We start from the raw sequence: 22555 nt of genomic DNA on the forward strand, positions 1-22555 counted from the left end.
AGAAACATAGTTTTTTTCTTTATTTCAAAGGCGTTTGACTTATTATAAAATATCAAGCTATGTGTGGGAAACTAGTTCTTATAATACATCTTTAGCTCAAAAAACTATGTTTCTATGTATCTATCTGGCCTTTTTAAAACTTCAATTTCTCAGGCAGATATTTAGCCACTAATTCTTTATAATAAGGAAGCAATGCTTGTACATCGGGTTTAACTGGGGCTTTTGTATACAAATCGTAAGGATTGAACTTTCTAACCCAGTCAAACATTTCAATGTCTTTTTCATTCATTAAATGTGAATACGCATTTTCTTTGTGCTGAGAATAAAACGAATGATAACGAATCATGTATAAAGCTGGTTCTGGCAGATAATCTTTCATAATCTGATATAAATATTCGTCATGCCCCCAACTCATCTTTACCTTATCCAATCCGCAGTTTTCTGTGTAGATTCCAAATTTGGTGTTGAATCTTGGATCTGTGTAATCTGGGTTTTCTTTAAAAAATTCTGAGTACACGATTTTATCCGAATAGGCACATCCAACAGGAAATGTATCTCCTACAACTGCCCATTGCGGTTCTCCAAACAAGCATAATATTTTACCCAAATCATGAATAAAACCCGTCAAGACAAACCAATCAGGATGGCCATCAGCTCTAATTGCTTCTGAAGTCTGTAAAAGATGCTGCGTCTGATCTAAATCAATATCTGGGTCACTGTCGTCTACAAGCGTGTTTAAAAAATCAACAGCTTCCCAGATTGACATTTCTTTTTTATTGAATTGCAGAAATTCCTGTTCTTTACTGCAAACAAAATCATAGGTTTGATACGTATGGTTTATTCTATAAAACTCCTTAACTGTTTCTACCCTTTCTGAATCGACATAATTCCTAAATTCTTCTTTTTGCTTTTCTTTTACATTTTTTTCAGAAGGATCAGGATATCGCATTAGTAAATCATCTTCCCATTCATCTAAATTTTTCAAAGGATTATCTGTATCTATATGCTTTTTCATAATGCTTAATAGTTAAAAGTTACAAGACAAAAATAGAATTACATACTCCTTTCAAAATGGACTAATACATCAAAAACATGGATAAAATTGATTATTGTAGGATTTTTTCACACTAAATAAACGAAAAGCTATGGCAATGTGTTTTTTGCCACGAATTCACGAATTTTTATTTGAAGACAGATGCTACTTCTTTTTTAAGTAAAAATTACACGGATTTTTTCTAAATTATTTAGATGAATATTTATAATTGTTTAAGCGCAGAATACCGCAAATGGAAATATATTTTGTACCCAAGGTTGAAACCTTGGGCTATGTTTTTAATGGAGTTAAAATCTTTACGGAGTTACTTATGGAAATTTACTTCACCTATTCGCTATCACTCAGGTTCTCGTCGGAATGAAAATAAGCGATTTGTAGAAATTAGTGCAATTAGAACAAAAATCCGATCTAATATGAGCTAAAAAAAATCGTGAATTCGTGGCAGAAAAAACTTAATTATATCAGTTTGCTAGGCGGGAAACCAAACTGTTTTTTAAAGCATCGGCTGAAATATAACGGATCATTGAAACCAACGAGATTGGTCACTTCTGAAACATTATACTTTTTAGTTTTAAGCAATTCTGCTGATTTTTTCAAACGTATGGTTCTTATAAACTCGTTTGGTGCCAAGTCGGTAAGCTCTTTTATTTTTCTGTAGAGTTTAGACGAACTTACTCCCAATTTATCACACAAGAAATCGGTAGAAAGATCTACTTCACTCAAATTATCATTGATCAGATTGGTCACTTTTTCCATAAATTCTTCATCTATTGGCGAATGTGTGAGCATGCTTACTTTGCTTTCCACTTCTCCAGAAAATTTCTGTTTGAGCTCCAATCTCGATTTGATCATATTCTCAATAACTGTTTTCAATAATAATGGCTCAAAAGGTTTTACCAGATAACCATCTGCTCCAGTGTCGTAACCTTTTACTTTATCCATATTTTCAGAAAGCGCCGTCAGCATTATAACCGGAATATGGCTGATAAATTCGTCATTCTTAAGTTCTTTACAAAATTCTAGTCCATCCATAACAGGCATCATGACATCTGTAACGCATAAGATAGGCTTAATTTGTCGGCAGATTTTCAAACCTTCCTGCCCATTTTCGGCTTCGTAAACTTTATAATAATCAGACAAATAATCAACCAGATATTTTCTTAGTTCACTATTGTCTTCAATAACCAAGATTTTTTCTTTCAAATCTGTACTTTGTATGATTTTCTTAGCTGCTTTTTCTGGAATAAGCATGCTTAGATTGTCATTTTTAAGAGCATATTCAAACACTTCTTTATTCTCATAAGAAGTGCGGTCTATCGGAATTTCGACTCTAAATGTACTTCCTTTTCCTGGTGTGCTTTCAACCGAAATAATCCCTTTATGAATTGAAACCAAAGATTTTACAAGCGACAAGCCAATTCCCGATCCGGTATTGTTTGCCTGACTGTTAGACGCCTGATAAAAACGTTTAAAAATTTTATTCTGGCTTTTGAATGGAATTCCGATTCCATCATCAGTTACCTCAATTACCAAAATATCTTCAACCGTATCTTTAAGCCCGACATACAAATCTACATTTCCGTTTTTATTGGTAAACTTCAAGGCATTCGATAAAAGATTATACAGTATTTTATCATACTTGTCATTATCCAGCCATCCGTTTATCTGCTCATCTTCAGAAATAAAATTGAGCTTGATTTTTTTGTCGAAAGCCATTTCTTTAAATGAATCAAAAATATTCTTAGAATAGGAAAGAATATCCGTCTGTGTCACCTTTAGCTTCAACTCACCTGATTGCGCTTTTCTAAAATCTAAAACCTGATTTACCAGATTCAACAATCGGCTTGCATTTTGATAAATCAGATTGTATCTGCTTTTTTCATAATCGGTTGCATTGCTGTTTTCCTCCAAAAGCTGTTTTGCAGGCCCCAAAATCAATGTCAAAGGCGTTCTTAATTCATGCGAAATATTCGTAAAGAAACGCAGTTTTTCGTTGTTCAGTTTTATATCATGTTCTCTGTTTACTTTTTCGGTAAGCAGTTCTTGTTTTAGTCTTATCCTGTTTTTAATCTCTCTTCTGATGAAATAAAAAACGCCAAACAGAATTGCAAAAAACATTAGAAACGAAGTTGGCGTGAGCCAGAACGGAGGCAGGATTTTTATTTTATAAGAAACCGTTTTACTCCAATATCCGTCACTATTGCTCGATCTGATTTTAAAAGTATAGTTTCCAGGATAAAGGTTGGTATATTGAACGATTCTTGAGGTACTATTTGCCGTAATCCAATGTTTATCAAAGCCTTCTAGCATATATTGAAACCTGTTCAATTTTTCATTTGCAAAAGAAGGAGTAGAAAACTGAATAGAAAAATTGCGGTTTTTATGGCTCAGCTCAATTTCTTTACCATAATTCAGATCTTTTGAAAGCGGTATTTCTCCATTGATTTCCATTTCTGGAAAAACTTCTTCGTTCTGAATTTTAAATTCAGAAATCACCGGCAATGGCGACCATTTGTTTCTTTTCATAGCTGGAGGCGAAAAAGAAATAATTCCGTTTTTCCCCCCCAGAAAAATATTCGAATTATTAAAATAAAAGAAGCCGCTGGAGCTGAAAACGTCCAATCTATTACCGCTGTTTACATGATAGATACTGATTTCTCTCAAATCAGCTTTAACAAAAGCAATATTATTGTTATTGATATTTAGCCACAAATTCCCTTTTGCATCCGAAAGAATATCGGTAATCCATTTTCCCGAAAGTTCTTTCAGATTTTTTATGGGTTCAAATTCGTTCTTTTTCGGATTGTATAAGCATAGTCCAAAACGTGTTGAAGCCCATATCTTGCCTTTTACGTCCACTAAAACATCGCTTACATTTTCATCATGAGGAACTCCCTTTTCTTTAACAAAAAGAGAGGAATAGGTTTCTATTTTCCCTGAATTGATATTGTATTTTACCACTCCCGTTTCTGTAGCAAACCATATATTATTTTTGGCATCTCTATCAATCGCATTGATTTGAAAGTTTGGCAAAAGCTTACTTGAGGTCTGTACCTGCAGGGTTTTAGTATTTAAAATTAAAGCACCTTCTCCAAATGAACCCGCAATGAGAGATTCTTCATCAATTTTAGAAAAGGCAAAAACAGGCGAATTATCAAATCCGGTATGTATTTCTCTTGAAGAATTTGTCATGTAATTGTACACCAAAATATTTCCATCCCAAAGACCGCAGTAAAATATCTTTCCATCATCTGAATAAATGCTGGCAATATCTTTTCCTGTATTATGCAACGGGACTGAGCCTTTTGTATTGGAGATAAAAAGTCCGTTATGATAGGTCGCAACAATTACTTTTTCATCGTATGTTTTTGCAAAACCTCTTATTCTTGGCGCCTGATTTCCAATAGAACGCGATATGTCTTTGTTTAAAGTAAACTGATTTTCATAAGGATCATATTTATCCAGACCATCTTCGGTTCCAATCCATAGTACACCAGATTTATCAAAATAAAGTGATGCTATTAAATTATCAACCAGCGAACTATCATCTGACAAGATAGAATAATACCATTTGTAATTTCCTTTCTGAATATCTTCCAACGCATTGCAAACCAGCAATCCTCCTAACGTTCCAACCCAATATTTCCCGTCTGGGGCTTTTGCAACAGATAGAAAATATGGACCTAAAGCGCCTCTAACCTGTTTGTTATCGATGTATAGATTAACAAACTGATTTCTTGCTTTATCCAATTTATACAATCCTTCTCTAGTTCCGATAAAAATATCTGATTTGGCATCTTCATAAATAAAATTGAGATAGGGATTTTTGACATTTGAATTTGGTACAGAGAGCGTATAGGTCATAATCCTGACAATTGCCCCTTTTGCATCCATTGTAATTTTAGCCACACCTGATTTTTCATAACTACCAACCCAAACATTGCCTTTTTTATCTTCAAAAATCTCTTTGACATAATCAAAGCCTTTTAGCTGGACTTTTTCAAATCGGTTCTCTTTTAGAGAAAACAAATAGACTCCCTTGGTCTTTGTACCCACCCAAACTCTCTTAAATTTATCAGCATAAACCGATCTCACTTCATCATCAGGCAGGCTGTTTGGATCGTCTTTTTTATGAAAAAAAGTAGTAAAGACATGAGTGTCCATTTTAAAAAGCGTCAATCCTTTTCGAGTGCCGATCCATAAATTATTAGAAGCTTCATCTAATTCTAAAGCTGTAATATCATCATTGTATAATTTATTTTTTCCAGGAGTAGAACTCATATAATTCTTGAACTGATAGCCATCGAAACGGTTTAATCCAGAGAATGTTCCAAACCACATAAAGCCTTTTTTATCCTGAACAATATGGCGTACCGAATTATGAGACAGTCCATTATTATCATTATAATGCGCAAATTTTATATTCTGTGAATACGAATAATAAAAACTGCCAAACAATAAGAATGCTATAAGGAATTTTAGTCTCATGAAAATAAATTATAAATGCAATTTAATCTTTTTTGATTTAAAAAATATCAAAATTATTTAACAGATAAATTATCAATTTTACTGTTTTTTAAATCAATCATAAAATGATCCGAAGGTTCGCCATTCATCGTTTTATGAAATATTTCTGACCATAAAATCAGTTTGGGATCATCTGATTTTTTTAACTGTCTGCATATGATTTCATACTGTTTTAATCTTTCTTTTCCAATTTTTGAAAATGCCAGTTCATCAGCGCTTTTTAAACGGTAAAAATCGAAAATCATATCAAAACCATTCCAAGATTCAAAATCTAAAAGAGTCAGAGAATTCTCTTTCAAATCTTTAGCTACTTCTTCCCTATTTTTGTTCTTTTCTAATAAATCTCTTCCTGATAGCTTTACAATAGATTTTAGAAATTCTGCAGGAAAATCTTCAGGCAAAAACCTTAGACGAACCAATTCTTTTAAATGCCAATTGGTAAATTCTTCATAATCTTTTGCTTTGAGAATTTCTTTATCCCAAATGTCTTTGCTTTTTATTTCTTTTAAATGAGCATATTCCTCTTCATAAAAAGGAAATAGACTATTGAATTTATTTACTTTTCCAATTACAACAGTTTCAACTTCGAGTTCAGAATCTGAATCAATGGTCAAAATTTTATAAGCTGGCATATAAGCGGCAAGCGATGGAGTCTGAATATTAAACAGCGTGTTTCCTTTTGCTGTCGTTCTAACGCCTGTATCGTTTATGTGCATGTGTCCGCCAAAATGAACCTGAATTCCCGCATCTGCAAACTGCTGTGCGACATCTTCATTGGGAACACGCTGCAATTGCATTTTATCGGCACCGAAAAGCTGTTTCAATTCAGCTGAAGCATTATTATTAAATTCCACCATTGGGTAATGGCTAAAAGCAATTAGTATTTTTCCTTTTGCTTTTGCTTGCTCTGCCACTTTTTTTACCCATTTTAGCAAATGGCTTTTATAAATCAGAACATTATTGTACCCTGTATTGGCTCCAGAAAAGTTGTGAGGATCATTTGGTTTTCCTGATAATTTTTCATTCGGAACATACGCATTGGCATCAATTGCTAATAGCCAGATTCCTTTTACAGATTCAACCAAATAACTTGCATCTGGCAGCAACAAATTGGTGTTTTTAATTGTATACGTTCTTTTTTCTAAAGCGGATTCTTTTTGAGCTTCTTCAAAATTATATTCTTCGTAAGAATAATTTGAAAACGGTGTTTCCCAGTATAAATCATTCTTTTTAGGAAAGAAACCAAAATCACGCATTTCTTGAATCGTTTCTTTATAGCCCCAGTTTTGAATATCTGCAGTTATAATGGGAACTAGATCGCTTTTACTTGCATTAAAATTGTTTTCAGAACTGCTAATAATCTGTTCTTTTCCATCTTTTCCTAAAAAATCGGTTTTAACGGCATCTTGAGAAAAAGGCCTCACAACATCGTGATTTCCTGTGGTTACATAAAATGAAATACCATATTTCTGAGAATAATCGTTGAGTATTTTTCGTAATCCGCGAACATGAACGGGCTGTCCATCATCACTAAAGTCACCTGGAAGAACTACCTGTTTTATGCCTCTTTTTGCAATGTCATTTAACGCTTCTAAAAAAGCAAAGTAGTTTTCATTAAAAATTCGGGTTGAATGAAGTTGCGCATTCATGGTTCTAATGTTCGCGTATTCGCCCGTTACAGGGTTTTGAATGCCTTGATAATTGCTGTCTTCAAATTTGGCAAAAATATCCTGTAAATGAGCATCGGCTATAAAAGCAATCTTTATTTTTTGGTCGTACGAATGCTGTTCTGTTTTACAGGAAATCAGAACTGCAAAAATCAATACCCAACAGAAATTTTTAAATACCATGGTTCATTATTATAACTCAGAAACTTTAACCCTTTGGGTGAAATTAATTTTAACACATAGAAACATAGCTTTTGTAAACTTTAAAAAAGGCGTTTCACTTATTTGAAAACACATAGCTATGTGTTAAAGCTTGCTTTTTTTGGTAATCTTAAACAAAAGCAATAAAATAGTCTATGTTTCTATGTGTTAAAATTAATTTTACCCAATAGTTAACTTTATTAATCCACAACCTTTACCAACGTTGGGTTGATCCCTAATGGATTATTTGTAATTTTACAGATTAAGGGAAAATCTGGATTTTTTACAATCCACATTTCAGTTTCATCAATCTTCGCTTTTACATGCAGAGCATCAATTGGTTTGCCTTCAATTAGAACACTTTCTGCATTTTTTTCATCTAGAACATAGGTTGTATTATTATAAACAAAGAAACCTTTTTGTACTAAATCTTGATAAGCTGATCTAGAAATCATAAAAAAAGTTTCTGTTGGTTTTAAATTTAAAACAGGTTCATATTCTCCTTGATTAAAACTTAATTCGGTTCCATTTTGCACAGCTTCAGAAAGCATTACAATTTTACTTTTCACGCCTCTGGTTTCCAATTTAAAAGCTAATTTATCAGTTGCTATTTCTGCTATGAGCTGCAGACTTCTGGTTTGTCCGTGAAGCTTGCATACATAATGCAGCTGTGTGTTATTTTTAATTGTCGGAATGTATTGCTGTGCGGTTCCTTTCTGATAAACGATGCAGAAAAGAAGCATTAAAAATATATTTTTCATCCTGTTTATCATTTTTTATTTATTTGGCGGTAAAATTGTCGTTCCCCAAGCTGATGGTTTTGAATCCATTTCTAAAACCAATTCGCCACCGTTATTAATATCATCATGCATAATCCATGCTTTGTTGTATGGTTTTCCATTTAGTAGAGCACTTTTTATGTATCTGTTTTTATCCGTCATTTTTTTGGCTGAGATGGTAAACTTTTTACCGTTTTCCAGCTGGATTGCTGTTTCTTTAATCAAAGGCGTATTGATCAGATAATAAGGCTGTCCTGCATTTGGGTATAATCCCATCATGTGGAAAGCCAGCCAAGAAGACATAGTGCCAGAATCATCATTTCCTGGCAAACCTTCTCTTGAAGCATTAAAATTATTCTTTATAATGGTTCTAATCCTGTCACTACTCAAATAGGGCTTCCCAATCCAGTGATACAAACATGGCGTTAAAAATGACGGCTCATTCGCGACATTAAACAAATTATGATCAAAGAAAATATCCAGCCTATTTTCAAATGCTTTCTCTCCTCCCGATTTTTTAATCAGTTCTGGAACATCATGCGGAATGCTAAATGAATATTCCCAAGAAGTCCCTTCGTAGAAAAACACGCACCAATGGCATACATACCAAGGAGATTCGATAATAACAGGCGTATATTTAAAAGTAGGTTTCTGGATTTTAGATTCTCCAAAAACGACATCATCAAGCCAGTTTCCGTCTTTGTCTTTTGGCATGATAAATCCTTTTGCTCCGTTATTTTCATAGTCGGCACGCCATAAATTCTGCCAGCTTTCAGCTTGTTTCATGTATTGATTATACAATTCTGTTTTGCCTAAACCTTTGGCCACTGTGGCAATATTATAATCGTTGTACGAATAATCGATTGTTCGGTTTCCTGCGCGGTCAGTGCCGTAAGGAACGTAACCTAATTTAAGGTAATCCAAAAGTCCGCCTCGACCTTCTCTTTCTTCATTTCCTCCCGGCGGCACTGTAGCGTCTTTAATCATGGCTTGTAAAGCCAATTCGTAATCAATTCCTTTTAAGTTTTTTACAAAAGCATCAGCGATAACCACCTCAGCATTTGATCCGCCTTGAGTTCTTCCATTATCATTTCCGCTTCTTCCTTCTGGCATATATCCTTCACGTTTGTAAATATTAAGCATCGCGTTGATTATATCTACTTTTCGTTTGCTGTCAATTAGCGTGATTAACGGACTTGAAGTTCTAAATGTGTCCCAAATCGTATAAAAATCATCGTAATACGGCTCATCATTTGTCCATAAAGGATTCTCTCCTGTTCTATCCACAGGCATAATCATAGTGTGATACAAACCTGTATAAAACATTTTTTTATATTCGTCTGAAGTGTCTTTTGAAAGCTGAATACGACTTAATAAATTCTCCCATTTATTTTGTAATGTGTTCAATACATTATTAAAATCCCAATGCGGAATTTCAATATCTATATTGTTCTTCGCTTTTAATTCGCTCAAAAAAGAAATTCCGATTTTTACGCTCAGCTCTTCTTTTCCTCCATTTCCGAAAGACAATAATGCTGCAGTTTTTTTGCCAGAGTCAAATTGGCTTTTCTGATTGGTATAGAATTTTCCGTCTTTAAAAGTTACATATTTAGATATAGGCTGATCGAAAACAGCATAAAAATAAACCGTGTAAGCTCTTCCATTGTTCCATCCGCCTCTAATTCTGCTGTAACCTCTGATTTCTGTGTCTGAAACGATCTCGATCTGAGAACCTACAAACTGCTGGGCTTCTCTAGCATCAGGAATCTTTTCTTCTCCGAGAAAAAATCCTGGGTCTATTTTTAATTCTTTGGAACTGTTTTTTGGATATGTTATTCTATAAAATGAAACTTTCTCACCTGTTGTGATTTCGGTTTTGATATTATTTTCTTTGAAAATGGTTTCGTAGTAACCTAGTTTTACATTTTCTTCAGCTCTAAAAGAAGTTTGATCCATTTTATCCAAAGTACCCGAAAAAGGCATAATCAGTATGTTCCCGTACTTTGGTCCTCCCCCCGTTCCACTCACATGCACCTGACTGAATCCCGTTACTTCTTTTGGTTCTGGAAGCCAGCCGCTGTTTGGACTAGAAGTACAATCTGGACTTGGCTTTACCATTCCATACGGACAAGACGGGCCAATAAAAACTCTTCCCACGCCTTCTGAACCAATCATTGGGTCAACATATTGATGCACATTCTGCTGAGCACTGCTATTTAGGGCAAGAAAGAAACTTGCTGCTAAAAAAATGAGCGACTTTGTATTTTTCATTCTTTATTATTTCTTTAGTATTAAGATTTTGGCTGATCTGACATTTCTAAGATTAACTCACCTCCATTTGTAATCTGTTGATGCGAAAGCGTAAAGTCTTCTACTGCTTTATTATTGTATCTGATGTTTTTTATATATAAATTTTCTAAGCTATTATTCTGAGCTCTAATTACAAATGTCTTTCCTAAATAATATGCTGGATTCAAATCTATCGTAATTTTGTTGAAAATTGGGCTTCCTATTTGGTAAACTGCATCCTTGTCTGTTCCCCCATTCATTTGAAACAAGCCTATTTTAAGCAAAACGTTTAAACTTCCCATTAGACCTTGGTCTTCATCTCCATTATAGCCAGTTGCAGGAGATAATCCGCTGAAAGTGGTTTTCACTACGTTTCTAGTCCAGAACTGCGTTAAATCGGCTCTTTCTAAAAGAGTAAATATATTGGAAGTTTGGATTGATGGCTGATTTCCGAAATTTACAGGAATCCTGCTGAATTCTGGATGCAATTCTGCGTCATGTGAAGTTCCTGAGGTATAATTTTGCTCTTTAGCTGTTTCAAATTGAATATTCAATTTTTCTGTTGCTTTTTCTTTTCCGCCCATCAATGATGCTAAACCTTTAATATTATGAGGAACAAACCAAGTTGATTGTGCTCCGTTAGATTCAATAAATCCATTTTCATACTGATACGGATCGTAATTCTCTCGCCATTCTCCTTGCGCATTTCTCGGACGCATCCAGCCAATTGATGGATCAAATATATTTTTATAATTCTCGGATCTTTTCATGAAATATAAATAATCATCTTCATGGTTCAGTTTTTTTGCCAGCTGTGCCAAAGTCCAATCCTGATAGGCATATTCTAAAGTTTGGCTTGCTCCGTCTTGGTGGCTGCCAAAATTCCCATCTGGAAGCGGATACGGCACATATCCTTTTTGCAAATAATAATTTAGTCCGCCTCCAATATTGGTATTGTGTTCATATCCAGCTTTTCCCATAATACCGCCTGGCATATGATTTTTTTTGAGTGCAGTATAAATCTCTTCTAAATTTTCTTTTACAATTCCTTTTTGGATCGCGCTCACTATAAATGGAGTTGTCGATGCTCCTGTCATTACATACGTATCATTTCCGCCAGCAGGACCCCGAGGAATAATACCTCCATCTTTATAATACTGCATTAGCGAATGCACAAATTCTTCCATAATCTCAGGATAAACCAATCCCCAGAGGTTGCTAATCGTCCATTGTGCACCCCAAAAAGCATCAGAATTATAATGGTTGAATTTCGGTTTTCCATCAGCATTCAAAGGCAAGCGTCCCACTCTGAATTGGGCTCCTGTATTATCAGGATAAGCTCCATTTGCATCGCTGATTATTTTTCTTCCTTGTAGTGCATGCCATAGATCGGTGTAAAATCGTCTCTGGTCGGTTTCTGTACCTCCTTCAATTTTTATTCTTCCTAATAAGGCACTCCATTCTTTTCTTGAATTGGAAACTGTTTGGCTAAAATTCCAATGCGGCAATTCTGCTTCGATATTGATCGCAGCGTTTTCTATTGCGGTATAAGAAATGCCGACTTTCATCAGTATCTGTTCTTTTGTTCCGCTAAAAAGGACTAAATAATTCCCCGTTGCAGGATCTCTTTCTACAGAAGCAATTGGCTGATTTGTTTTGACTTTAAAAAATACGGTCAATGGTTTTGGACGCCTGAAATTAGTACTCAAAACTAATGATCCTGAAAGTTCAAAATCATTGTTTTTTTCTAATTTTCCATTGGTATTTTCGCAAGGGCCTAAAATGGTATTGAGGTTAAAAAGAATGGCTTTTTGTGCATTTTTGGGAAAAGTATATTGATGAAATCCAACTCTTGGTGTGCTGGTCAATTCTGCTGTAATCTGATATCTATCTAATTTCAACGAATGGTATCCTGGTGTTATGATTTCGGTCTGATGGCTGAATTTGGAATAAAAATCTTTAAAAACGGTTGATTTATTCGTGTCAGAAATCGTAACTGGCATTATAGATACACCAGACATCTGCCATTCGTGAATGTGGCTGAAACCTTTAACCGTATCTGTAGTGTATTTATAGCCGCCTCCCCAATCGCCTTTAATTTCAGTATCGGGACTTAAATTAACCATACCAAAAGGACGGCTTGCTGATGAAAAGTAAAACCATCTTGAATTTTCGGTGTCCAACAACGGATAAACCATATCTGACAATTGTTTCTTTTGTAGAGAATTGGTTTTCTGAGCGTTGCATGACAATAAAAAAACTAAAGTCAAACTTATGGCAATATGTCCTATTTTATAGATTTTACTTAGTTCCATTTATGCTGTGTATTGATGGGACAAAATTGGGCTGATAATGATTTTAATAAAAATTAAAAGAATGTTGCAAAGCTTAATCTCTCATTTATCTTCAAAAAACACATTTGATTAGGCTTTGCAAGCATTCTAAAAATGAAACAAAAATGAATTGGTTATTATAAATAGCAAAAACCAATGTTACTTTTAGTAAAAAGGAGAAGAATTTTGTGCTCTTCTCCTTTCAAAATTAAATTGGGTTACAATTCGCACCTATTTAAAACCCTTATTTTTAATATCCGTCATTTTGAATTAAAGCTGGATTTAAAACCATAGCATTGGTTGGAATCGGGAATACACGACGATAAACATCTGTATTAGTTTTATAGCCCCATGATCCTTCATATTTTCCAAAACGGATCATATCATTTCTATGCCAAGCTTCCCAAGCAAACTCACGGCTTCTTTCTTTGTAAAGCTCTTCTAAAGTAACGCCGCTTACAGGTGCAGATGTTGTACGGTTAGAACGAACCATGTTTACCAATGCATCTGCACTTTGACCTAAAGTTACAGCGCCTCCGCGAAGGATTGATTCTGCTTTCATTAACAGCACATCTGAATAGCGTAAGAAAGGAACATCATTCTTTTGATTACGATTTGTTGAAGTGGCATCTGGGTAGAATTTAATATTTCTATACCCCATGTTCCAAGCAATTTCATCGTTTCCAAGATCAAATAAAGCTTCACTCTGGCGAGGTATAATATTTGGCGTTAAATTTACTTGATAAGTGTATGAAGCACCTCCGTCAGATCCTGTGTAAAACTGGTCATATCCTTTTTTAGTTGTTGTAACCATTACTGGAGTCACGCCATCATTCATGTACTGAAGACCAGTCAACCACTGTTTGTTACGAATATCATTAGGATCATTAAAATAAGCATAAAATTCAGGAAGCGTACTTCTAGGCGCACTTGGCGTAAAAGAAAGACCAAATTTAGCTCTCTCAGAACGTGGCACATCATAACGTGCGTGATACATTTGTCCGTTGTAGCCAACTGTAACTGCTGCTGGATCATAAGGAACTGCAAAAATAAACTCTTTCATTTGTGGTCCATTGGTCGGGTAAAACATCTGCAGGTAAGTTGCTCTTGGCTCAACAGCATATAATCCTGAATTAATTACCTCATCGCAAGCTGCAATACAATCTGTATAACGTGAGGTTCCTGAATATATCTCAGCATTCAGATATAATTTGGCTAGCATTGCATTGGCAGTCTGTTTGTTTGGTCGTCCATAAGTGCTAACCCCAGATGCAGGATTCAAATTAGGAACGGCACTTTTTAATTCCTTTTCAATAAAATTAAAAACTTCTTTTCTTGGTGTTTTAGCATGAGCAGTAAAATCTCCATACAAAGTATCCAAAGGCACATCTCCATAACTATCCATTAACATGAAATAAGAAATAGCACGCATTGTTTTGATCTCTGAAATCAGAGTCTTTTTCTCTGTTCCTTCAGGCATTGTCTGTCTTAAAATTGAAATCGTCTGATTGCATGTTCCAATCACTTTAGATGTCCAGTCCCAAAGACTTCCAATGATACCATTGTCAGCATTCCAGTCATGGTAATGCATGGCAATATAATTTCGATTATCAAACCAGTTTCCTCCTCTTGCAGGCAAAATAGATTCATCTGTACTTAAAGATTGAGCCCACCACCAAGCAAAAGAAAATTCTCCTCTGAAAGCTACATAAACTGGACCCGTAGCCTGAACATATTGTGTTGAATTTTGAGGAAATACATCAGGTGTCAATTGTGTTGTAATAGGCACATCAAGGTCACTGCAAGACCATACTAAACCAGCCATAAGTACTGGGAGTCCTAAATATTTTAATATCTTTTTCATAATTTTTAGCATTTAATTTTTAGAAGGTCACATTTAAACCGAACAAATACGTTCTTGTTTTTGGATAGAAGTTATTTGAATCTACACCAGGAGCTGTTCCTCCTTGTTCTACCTCAGGATCAATTCCAGTATATTTAGTAATCACAAATACATTATTTACCGTGTGATAAAGGCGAAGACTGCTTATGTATCTGCCCACTTTACCAAAATTATATCCTAATGTCATGTTGTCCAATCTTATATAGCTGCCGTCTTCGATAAAACGATCTGAATATTTAAATGAGTTTAAATCATTTGGAGATTCATTTCCTGCATCAACCAAAATATTATTGGTCATTGCCGTGCTTGGTCTAAACAAATCGGCACGAGTTGCGTTGAAAATTTTATTTCCAAAAACTCCTCTGAAGAAAATACTTAAATCAAATTTTTTGTATTGAAAATTATTTGCCCATCCCATTAATAATTTAGGCTGTGCACTTCCTGCATAATGATAATCTACTCCGATTTGCGGTGTTGTAGTCAAGTCACCATTTTTGTCATAATACTGAGAAACCCCATCTGCATTTTTCCCTGCATATTTCAATGTAAAGAATTGCCCAAGAGGTTTTCCTTCTTTAAAAATCTGCAAAGTACTTCCTGTTTGTCCACCTCCGTCTGGCTGTACACGGCGGATAGAGTCACCTCCAACAAAAAACGGACTAGTTAATTTCACGATCTCATTTTTGTTATGAGCCAAATTCAGGTTAGAATTCCAGCTGAAATTTGCCGTTTTAACTGGAGTTGTGCTTAAGCTAAGCTCAATACCTTTATTAGACATTGTACCTCCATTTGCCACAATTGTTCCTACTGGCACCAATACTGGATTAACATTATAGTTGAAGATCATATCTGTTGTCTTTTTGTCGTAAACGTCAACAGAACCGGTTACTTTTCCTTTTGCAATAGAGAAATCAAGTCCAATATTTGCTGTCGCTGTTTTTTCCCACTTCAAATCAGGATTTGCTGCCTGGTTAGGTCCATAAGCCCCAATCTGCTGTCCGTTGTAATAAAAAGTTCCTAAACTTCCAGATATAAATTGAGCCGTGTAAGCATTAAACCCAGAAGAATTTCCTGTTACTCCCCAGCTTGCACGTAGCTTCAAATCGCTAAAAACATTCTGGTTCTGCATAAAACTTTCTTTATCTAATCTCCATGCACCTCCTACAGATGGAAAATATCCCCATTGGTTATTTGCACCAAACATAGATCCACCGTCTCTTCTTAGAGATCCTTGCAAAAGATATTTATCTTTATAATTATAGTTTAAACGTCCGAAGTATGAGATTAAACGTGTTTTTTGGTACGCTTTGCTATCTCCAAAATTTACTACATAACCATTAACTGAAGTGTAATTACTTAAAGCTAAGTTATTATATCCAACATTATCTACAGGAAAGTTTGTCGTAGTAGCTTGAAAACCGTCTCCTAAAGTATTTTCCTGCCATGAGTAACCCAAAACAGCTTTTATTTTATGATCTCCAAATGTTTTATCCCATGTGAAGAAACTCTCTATAATATTATTTCTAGTTTCATACGAATTTCTCAATGCAGAACCATTTACACCAAAATTAACCAATGTTTTTGTCAAAGGTGGATCTGGGTTATTGTAAAAGTTGGCACTGTTGTATTGAGAATAATAACTGTCATAAAACTCTCCATGAGATGCAGTTAATCTCTGATGTGCTAAATTCAAATTATACGTAATTCCAAAAGGAAGTTTTACTTCTGCAGTAAGATTCCCTACAAGGTTATCTGTTCTAGTTTCGTCAGTACCATGCTCAATTAAGGCTACAGGGTTAAAATATCCTGGGCTCACAAAATTTTCAAAAAGACTACCGTCAGGATTTCTTACCGGAGATACAGGAAGATAACTTGCTGCCTGCAAAAGCACTGTATTACGTTGCGGTACATTTTGATATTTCGTATTTGAATTAGTAACGTTCAAGCCAAATTTAACTTTATCGTCAAAAGCATATTGTTCAACAGACAAACGAGCAATTATACGAGAGAAATCACTTTTTAACATAACCCCTTCTTTATTAATCGAAGTGATGCTTGCAGTATAGCTTCCGTGATCTCCTCCACCACTCATAGAAAGGTTATGGCTGCTTGATTTGGCACGTCCAGGTCTTAAAATTTCTTTTTGCCAGTTCGTGTTGGCACCTTTGTCATTTTCTGGAGTAAAATTTAAATTGTTTCTTGTTGTAAAATCTCTCAACTGATCTGCATTCATCATATCCAGATTGTTTGAAACTTCTTCCCAACCAACATATCCATTGTACGCCACTTGCGTTCTACCCTTGCTTCCTTTTTTTGTTGTTACCATAATAACCCCGTTTGCAGCACGGTTACCATAAATTGCTGTTGCAGCAGCATCTTTCAAAACGTCAATAGTCGCAATATCATCTGGCGAAATCACAGAAATGTCTACACCAGGAATACCATCAATTACATAAAACGGTCCTTGAGAACTATTTAATGTTGAAGCCCCACGCAAAACCACAGAAGCCGTTTTTGTTGGATCGCCACTGGAAGAAATATTCAAACCAGAAACCTTTCCTTGCAAAAGTTGTCCAACGTCGCTGATTGCACCTCTGTTCAAATCTTCAGCCTTAACAGAAGAAACTGCAGTGGTTAAGTTTTTACGTGATCCTTTACCGTAACCTACAACAACAACTTGTTCTAGATTGGTTGTAGTAGAAAGCAATTTAATCGAATAATTTGTTTTCGTTCCGTCTAATTTAACAGCTTGATCTTCAAATCCCATAAAAGAGAATACAAGTGTAGCATTTTTGTTTGAAGCAGTAATTTTAAATTTACCGTCAAAATCTGTTGTTACAGTATTAGTTGTACCTTTTTCAAGTACATTAACGGCTGGCAGAGGAATACCTTTGTCATCCAATACCACACCTGACACATCTGTTTTTTGTGCCCAGGTATTAATTGAGAAGCCAAAGAAAAAGGCTAATAATAAAAGTTTAAGTTTTTCCATTGTAATATTGGTTAATTAGTTAAAGTATTGACGAAATTAGCGCTAAAGAAATGTTAACAAATGGACAAGTTATTCATAAACATGGATAATTTCTATAAAGTCAATGGTAATAAGGCTTTGCAAAGTTTTTTTTCTACAATTATATAGTCAAAAACTGACTAATAAATCGATTTCGAAAGTTTTTCTTTTTCATACAGATAGTATCGCTTTAGGTTATTTTATAAATATGAGCTTAAATTATGTTTATATACGCATTAATTGTAATCTTAGAATCTTTTATTTGTTTTTTGTCCAATTAATTTCCCAATTTTTAATTGATTCTCTTTCCTTACTTTCATCAAAAGAAGTATTGCCAACTGATGCCTTTTTTAAAGCTTGCAAAAACATTTTCCATCTTGGCCAGTAAAATTCTTTATACATTCCTTTCCATGATCTTGAAGCATAATCATTAAGATGCCCTTCTCCACCCCAAAGAGTTATTAATGTTTTAGCATTTTTGATATATAATGAAGAAACCTCTGCCGAACTTCCGTAATCTGAGGCCGATTTAACCCATTGGTCTAAATTATTTAAAGGTTGTCCAGACATCATCTTATCTGTTTCTAAAACTTGTTTTTCGATCTGTTTAAACAATTGATCTCCTTTTGCAATGTTTTTCTCCTGATACGCTTTTACGCATTCAATCAATTCTTCGTCAATAGAAAGTGAATTGTAATGCCTTGAAACATCGATTAAATCGTATTGAATAAGATTCTTCTTACTGTACTTTTTAGCTTCTATTTTCAAAATATCCAAAGCTTCTTTTAATTTGCTTTTGTCTCCCGGATTTCCTTTAAACTCTGTAATTTTGATTGTAGGACGTTTGAATAATAGATATGCTCCAGCCCAGTCGTTCCACCAACGTGTTTCCCAATATTTAACATTATAAACAGATTTGATCAATAATTCCCAAGCATGAAAAACAGATTCTGAAGTCTGCCCATACCTTGCATTTAAATATTTAGCCATCCAATCATTTAAAGGCTGTTCTGCTTTAGTCCATGGCAGATCATATATATATTCGTAAACTATCGAATTGTTATTTAATCCTTCAGGCATTGCTCCGTAGCCTACAATATTTCCTCTATTTGAATTTTTAAGTAAGCTTGCTAATTCGTCTTTATAAAAATTCAAATCTCCATAAACAGGGTTCGATCCTCCGTAATTATGCACATATCCGTATGTCCATTGTTTGCCATAAAAAGCTTCTTGATTTTCCCATACTTTATATCTATCGTTGGCATAATCTTGAACCATCACTTTCTCATTTGGAACTTTGCTTAAAAATGCCTTCGTCGCTTCCTTTGTCCAAAATTCTTTATTATCTCCAAAAAGCCATCCTTGCATAACCCAAACTGCACCAGGAGCTGCTTCGTTTATAGTTTCATAAACAGCACTTCCATAATTAGAAAGTTCTTCATATTTATTATGTTCTGAAACAGGAGGTTCTATTTCATTGAAAGAATCGGCTAAATAAAAATTAGACTTTCCGTACATTTTGGTATAAATTTCAATAAAGCGTTTTCCAATTTGTTTGAATAAAGGATCTTTGGAGTCTAACAGAAAAGTGCTTGCAAATCCACCGCCTGACCATGATTTAAGTTCGGTTATTTTAGCTTCGGGATGTTTTTCGGCGAAAGCCTTTGGCACATAACCGCTAAAAGCTGGTACAACAGGATGCATATCTAAAGCTCTCATTCGTTCTAAGATTTTCTTTTGAAGAGCTTCTTTTTTAAAAAACCACTCCTGTGGCAACGGTCCTTCTAGACTATTAATATTTCCCATACGCTGCCAAGGCAGATAGGCTGGGCCTGCAAAGTGAGATTCTAATTGCGCATTGGTTAAGCCATATTCTTTCCACAGTTCCTGCCAAACCGCTTCTTGACCTTCCATAGCAGTTGGAAGATTTATCCCGTGAAAAGCCATCCAGTCAATTTCTTGTTCCCAGCGTTTCCAATCCCACCAAGGAGTTGTATAGCCAAAAGTACAAGCATTGAGGTATTCTCTGTATTGAAAAGGCGTATCTCCATTTTTTGAATATTTCGGCCATGTTTTAGGCAGTTCAATTCTTGTTCCTTCCCAACTAATTAAAACTGCTCCTATGTCTTTTAAAAAATTATATGCAGCATAACAGATTGCTGTATTAGTAGAAGCTTTTATCTTTACGAGATTATTATCTGTTTCAATTTCAAACCAGTCCGATTTACTTTTTTTGTCTTCCTCAATGCTTAATTGAAATTCGTTAACGCGACTCCCAACAAGCCTTTCAATAACCCCAAAAGCACTTTTTGTTTTTTCTTCATTTTGGCAAATCCCTTTTACGGAACCGCAAAACAAGAGCATACAAGCCACAACAGTCAATTTCAGGAAACTGCTCTTTTTAATTTTAAAATTCTCACTTTTCATATAAATCATATATTTATTAAATTGTCTTAATTTACTTTAGCCTAATAAAGCAAAGGAGATTAAATAATTAAATTAATCTCCCCTGCACAAACAAAACCTAACAAAAATTTTTCACTAATAATTAGCGGTCTTACATAAAACCCAGAACCAAACCATGAGATCCTGAACTGAAAAATAAAATTATATATAATGATGTCCTATAAGATGGATTTATCAGTCAAAAGCATAGACATATTTCACAGACTATTTAATAGGCATTTTTGAAATTAAAGCTTAAATTCGTACCAATCTGCTATATCGAACGAAGGTTACCTATTTTTGAAACAAAAAAATGGATGTATGGAGTACAAAAAAATAAAACCTTGTAAAGAATTAGAGCCTTACATTCATTTCTTTTGGGAACTGAAAGGAAACCTATACTAAATCACAACAGGAACGAGTTTATCCTGACGGCTGCAGTGGAATTATAATTAATTTAGGAAATAGCTGTTTGACCGATAATGGCTCTCTTTTTTTAGAGTTTGGAAAAACCTATGCTGTTGGTGCAATGGATTCTTATAAAGACAGTTTAATAGATATGGATACTCATTTAGCAGGAGCATGTCTAAAACCAGCTGCTTTTGCCAATTTCTATAGCTACGACCCGCAAAGTATATTGATAAACAATACTGTTGAATTTGAAAAATCTAATTCCTTTCATACTGATACGGTAGTTGAAAAATCATTCGATTATTTTAACCGCTTCTATTTGGATAGATTAAAAAATAAAAACATTCCTCTGCAATCTGTTATTAATGATATCGATTTAGCAAACGGACAAATCAGCATTTACGAATTGGCTAAAAAGAATTGCACAACAGTAAGACAGTTGGAACGTAATTTTAAGAAATACATTGGACTCTCACCAAAAGAATTTTCAAATATCATTCGTTTTCAAAATGCTTTAAATATTATTAAAAAAACAAATCAAGATCGAAGTCTTTCGGATATTGCATTTGAATGTGGCTATTATGACCATTCGCATCTCAGTAATGAAATTAAGCGAAATACTGGACTTTCACCATCATCATTGTAATTTGTCGCATTTTTACAAAGTATAATCGGTGGCACAAAAGTACATTTGACAAAACATTAAAACTTAATAAAAAATGCGAAAAATATCACTTTTCATCGCTATGAGCTTAGATGGCTACATAGCAAAGCCAAATGACGATCTAAGCTTTTTGAAACTTGTCGAAAAAAAAGATGAAGATTATGGATATGCAGAATTTACTGCTAATGTAGATACTTTAATTATTGGCAGAAAAACTTATGATTATGTTCTAAAGGAAATTGGTTCATCTCATTACGACAACGGTCAAAGAGATATTTATGTCATCACACGAACTGAAAGGCCACAAATAGAGAGGACAATTTTTTATACAGGAAACATAGTCGAGCTTGTGAAAAAACTAAAATCTGAAAAAGGCAAAAATATTTATTGTGATGGCGGCTCTGAAGTCATAAATGAACTTCTAAAGAACAGTTTGATAGATGAGTTTACAATTTCAGTTATTCCCATTTTATTGGGTGGCGGAACAAGACTTTTTAAAGATGGAAGACCAGAACAAACGCTTGAATTTATTTCGGCAAAAACATTTGAAACTGGATTAGTCCAGCTATATTACAAAAAGAAAAATGAATTGGCAGAAGGAATAATATAGGCTGAACTTACGCCAACGTATAAGGATTTACACACTTTGCAATCCATCCTTCACTGCTTTCTTCCCCTGCACAGCTTCCTCGGCATTTCTCACGAGAATGTCCGATGTCTGGCATAATGCTTCCTGAATAACGTTTCAATAGAGTTCACATTCTCATATAAATTATTTATCTTTGTGACTAAGATACTTAGTTTATGAGTGAAATTAATAACCAAGATGTACTGTTAAGATTCCAAAATGCGAGCAGAAAGTATTCTGATGCATCTGCATTTATGCATGCTGCGATTGCACGAAAAGCAGGGCTTTCGGGAACCGACCACAAATATTTAGGGCTTATTCTTCCCTACGAATCTATAACCGCGGGAGAAATTTCAAAACTTACGGGTTTAAGCACAGGTGCCGTAACGGGATTAATAGACCGATTGGAAAAAATGAAGCTCGTGGAAAGGCATTTCACCAAAGAAGACCGAAGAAAGGTCATCATTGTTCCAAATGTCGAAAACAGCATGAAGCTTCTCAAACCTTTCTTTGACGAACTGCAGCAGAAAACTATGGAATTGCTTGCCACTTTTTCAGAAGAGCAGATCAAAACTATAGAAAGCTATTTTATTAAAGCCACAGCCATAATGGAAGAAACAAAAGATATTTTAAACAAAAAATAA

General features: G+C 34.6%; 13 protein-coding genes. 3 read left to right on the forward strand and 10 right to left on the reverse strand.

Features of this window, described 5'->3' with window-relative positions:
• Positions 1-133: 133 nt before the first annotated feature.
• The 9 genes from ACNRYB_RS17565 to ACNRYB_RS17605 form a co-directional block, all read right to left on the reverse strand.
• Positions 134-1015 carry an inositol oxygenase family protein gene (locus tag ACNRYB_RS17565; RefSeq protein ID WP_343706881.1) on the reverse strand — a complete coding sequence of 294 codons (882 nt, stop codon included), beginning with the start codon at positions 1013-1015 and terminating at the stop codon, positions 134-136.
• 495 nt (positions 1016-1510) lie between these two features.
• Entirely contained in the window at positions 1511-5542 is a 4032-nt protein-coding gene (locus ACNRYB_RS17570; protein ID WP_473728120.1) for a hybrid sensor histidine kinase/response regulator transcription factor, read from the reverse strand.
• A 53-nt stretch (positions 5543-5595) separates the two neighbouring features.
• On the reverse strand, positions 5596-7431 hold the full coding sequence (locus ACNRYB_RS17575; protein ID WP_473728121.1) for a metallophosphoesterase family protein: 1836 nt from the start codon (positions 7429-7431) through the stop codon (positions 5596-5598).
• Positions 7432-7649: 218 nt separating this feature from the next.
• Positions 7650-8210 carry a hypothetical protein gene (locus ACNRYB_RS17580; RefSeq protein WP_473728122.1) on the reverse strand — a complete coding sequence of 187 codons (561 nt, stop codon included), beginning with the start codon at positions 8208-8210 and terminating at the stop codon, positions 7650-7652.
• Positions 8211-8225: 15 nt separating this feature from the next.
• Positions 8226-10499, reverse strand: a complete 2274-nt coding sequence (locus ACNRYB_RS17585; RefSeq protein ID WP_473728123.1) for a GH92 family glycosyl hydrolase — start codon at positions 10497-10499, stop codon at positions 8226-8228.
• 20 nt (positions 10500-10519) lie between these two features.
• Positions 10520-12832, reverse strand: coding sequence for a GH92 family glycosyl hydrolase (locus ACNRYB_RS17590; protein ID WP_473728124.1), 2313 nt, complete (start codon positions 12830-12832; stop codon positions 10520-10522).
• Between the two features lie 268 nt (positions 12833-13100).
• Positions 13101-14714 carry a RagB/SusD family nutrient uptake outer membrane protein gene (locus ACNRYB_RS17595; RefSeq protein WP_091134444.1) on the reverse strand — a complete coding sequence of 538 codons (1614 nt, stop codon included), beginning with the start codon at positions 14712-14714 and terminating at the stop codon, positions 13101-13103.
• 19 nt (positions 14715-14733) lie between these two features.
• A complete protein-coding gene (locus ACNRYB_RS17600) occupies positions 14734-17745 on the reverse strand; it encodes a SusC/RagA family TonB-linked outer membrane protein (RefSeq protein ID WP_473728125.1) in 3012 nt (1003 codons plus the stop codon).
• 276 nt (positions 17746-18021) lie between these two features.
• Complete coding sequence (locus ACNRYB_RS17605) at positions 18022-20190, reverse strand: alpha-N-acetylglucosaminidase (RefSeq protein ID WP_473728126.1); 2169 nt, start codon at positions 20188-20190, stop codon at positions 18022-18024.
• Positions 20191-20659: 469 nt separating this feature from the next.
• Here ACNRYB_RS17605 and ACNRYB_RS17610 point away from each other — a divergent pair, with 469 nt between their 5' ends.
• Both ACNRYB_RS17610 and ACNRYB_RS17615 read left to right on the forward strand, forming a co-directional pair.
• Complete coding sequence (locus ACNRYB_RS17610; RefSeq protein ID WP_473730251.1) at positions 20660-21265, forward strand: helix-turn-helix domain-containing protein; 606 nt, start codon at positions 20660-20662, stop codon at positions 21263-21265.
• Positions 21266-21338: 73 nt separating this feature from the next.
• On the forward strand, positions 21339-21893 hold the full coding sequence (locus tag ACNRYB_RS17615; protein WP_473728127.1) for a dihydrofolate reductase family protein: 555 nt from the start codon (positions 21339-21341) through the stop codon (positions 21891-21893).
• Between the two features lie 7 nt (positions 21894-21900).
• On the opposite strand, the gene ACNRYB_RS17620 is transcribed toward ACNRYB_RS17615, so the two are convergent.
• The gene (locus tag ACNRYB_RS17620; RefSeq protein ID WP_473728128.1) at positions 21901-22032 is read right to left on the reverse strand and encodes a hypothetical protein; all 132 of its coding nucleotides are present in this window, start codon (positions 22030-22032) and stop codon (positions 21901-21903) included.
• A gap of 55 nt (positions 22033-22087) precedes the next feature.
• On the opposite strand from ACNRYB_RS17620, the gene ACNRYB_RS17625 reads away from it, so the two are divergent.
• Entirely contained in the window at positions 22088-22555 is a 468-nt protein-coding gene (locus tag ACNRYB_RS17625) for a MarR family winged helix-turn-helix transcriptional regulator (RefSeq protein WP_473728129.1), read from the forward strand.

The organism is Flavobacterium sp. CR10 (genome assembly GCF_055814415.1).

Bases quoted from the DNA above. Each gene is read 5' to 3' on its own strand.
- ACNRYB_RS17565 (WP_343706881.1), bottom strand. From the start codon at position 1,015: ATGAAAAAGCATATAGATACAGATAATCCTTTGAAAAATTTAGATGAA.
- ACNRYB_RS17570 (WP_473728120.1), bottom strand. From the start codon at position 5,542: ATGAGACTAAAATTCCTTATAGCATTCTTATTGTTTGGCAGTTTTTAT.
- ACNRYB_RS17575 (WP_473728121.1), bottom strand. From the start codon at position 7,431: ATGGTATTTAAAAATTTCTGTTGGGTATTGATTTTTGCAGTTCTGATT.
- ACNRYB_RS17580 (WP_473728122.1), bottom strand. From the start codon at position 8,210: ATGAAAAATATATTTTTAATGCTTCTTTTCTGCATCGTTTATCAGAAA.
- ACNRYB_RS17585 (WP_473728123.1), bottom strand. From the start codon at position 10,499: ATGAAAAATACAAAGTCGCTCATTTTTTTAGCAGCAAGTTTCTTTCTT.
- ACNRYB_RS17590 (WP_473728124.1), bottom strand. From the start codon at position 12,832: ATGGAACTAAGTAAAATCTATAAAATAGGACATATTGCCATAAGTTTG.
- ACNRYB_RS17595 (WP_091134444.1), bottom strand. From the start codon at position 14,714: ATGAAAAAGATATTAAAATATTTAGGACTCCCAGTACTTATGGCTGGT.
- ACNRYB_RS17600 (WP_473728125.1), bottom strand. From the start codon at position 17,745: ATGGAAAAACTTAAACTTTTATTATTAGCCTTTTTCTTTGGCTTCTCA.
- ACNRYB_RS17605 (WP_473728126.1), bottom strand. From the start codon at position 20,190: ATGAAAAGTGAGAATTTTAAAATTAAAAAGAGCAGTTTCCTGAAATTG.
- ACNRYB_RS17615 (WP_473728127.1), top strand. From the start codon at position 21,339: ATGCGAAAAATATCACTTTTCATCGCTATGAGCTTAGATGGCTACATA.
- ACNRYB_RS17625 (WP_473728129.1), top strand. From the start codon at position 22,088: ATGAGTGAAATTAATAACCAAGATGTACTGTTAAGATTCCAAAATGCG.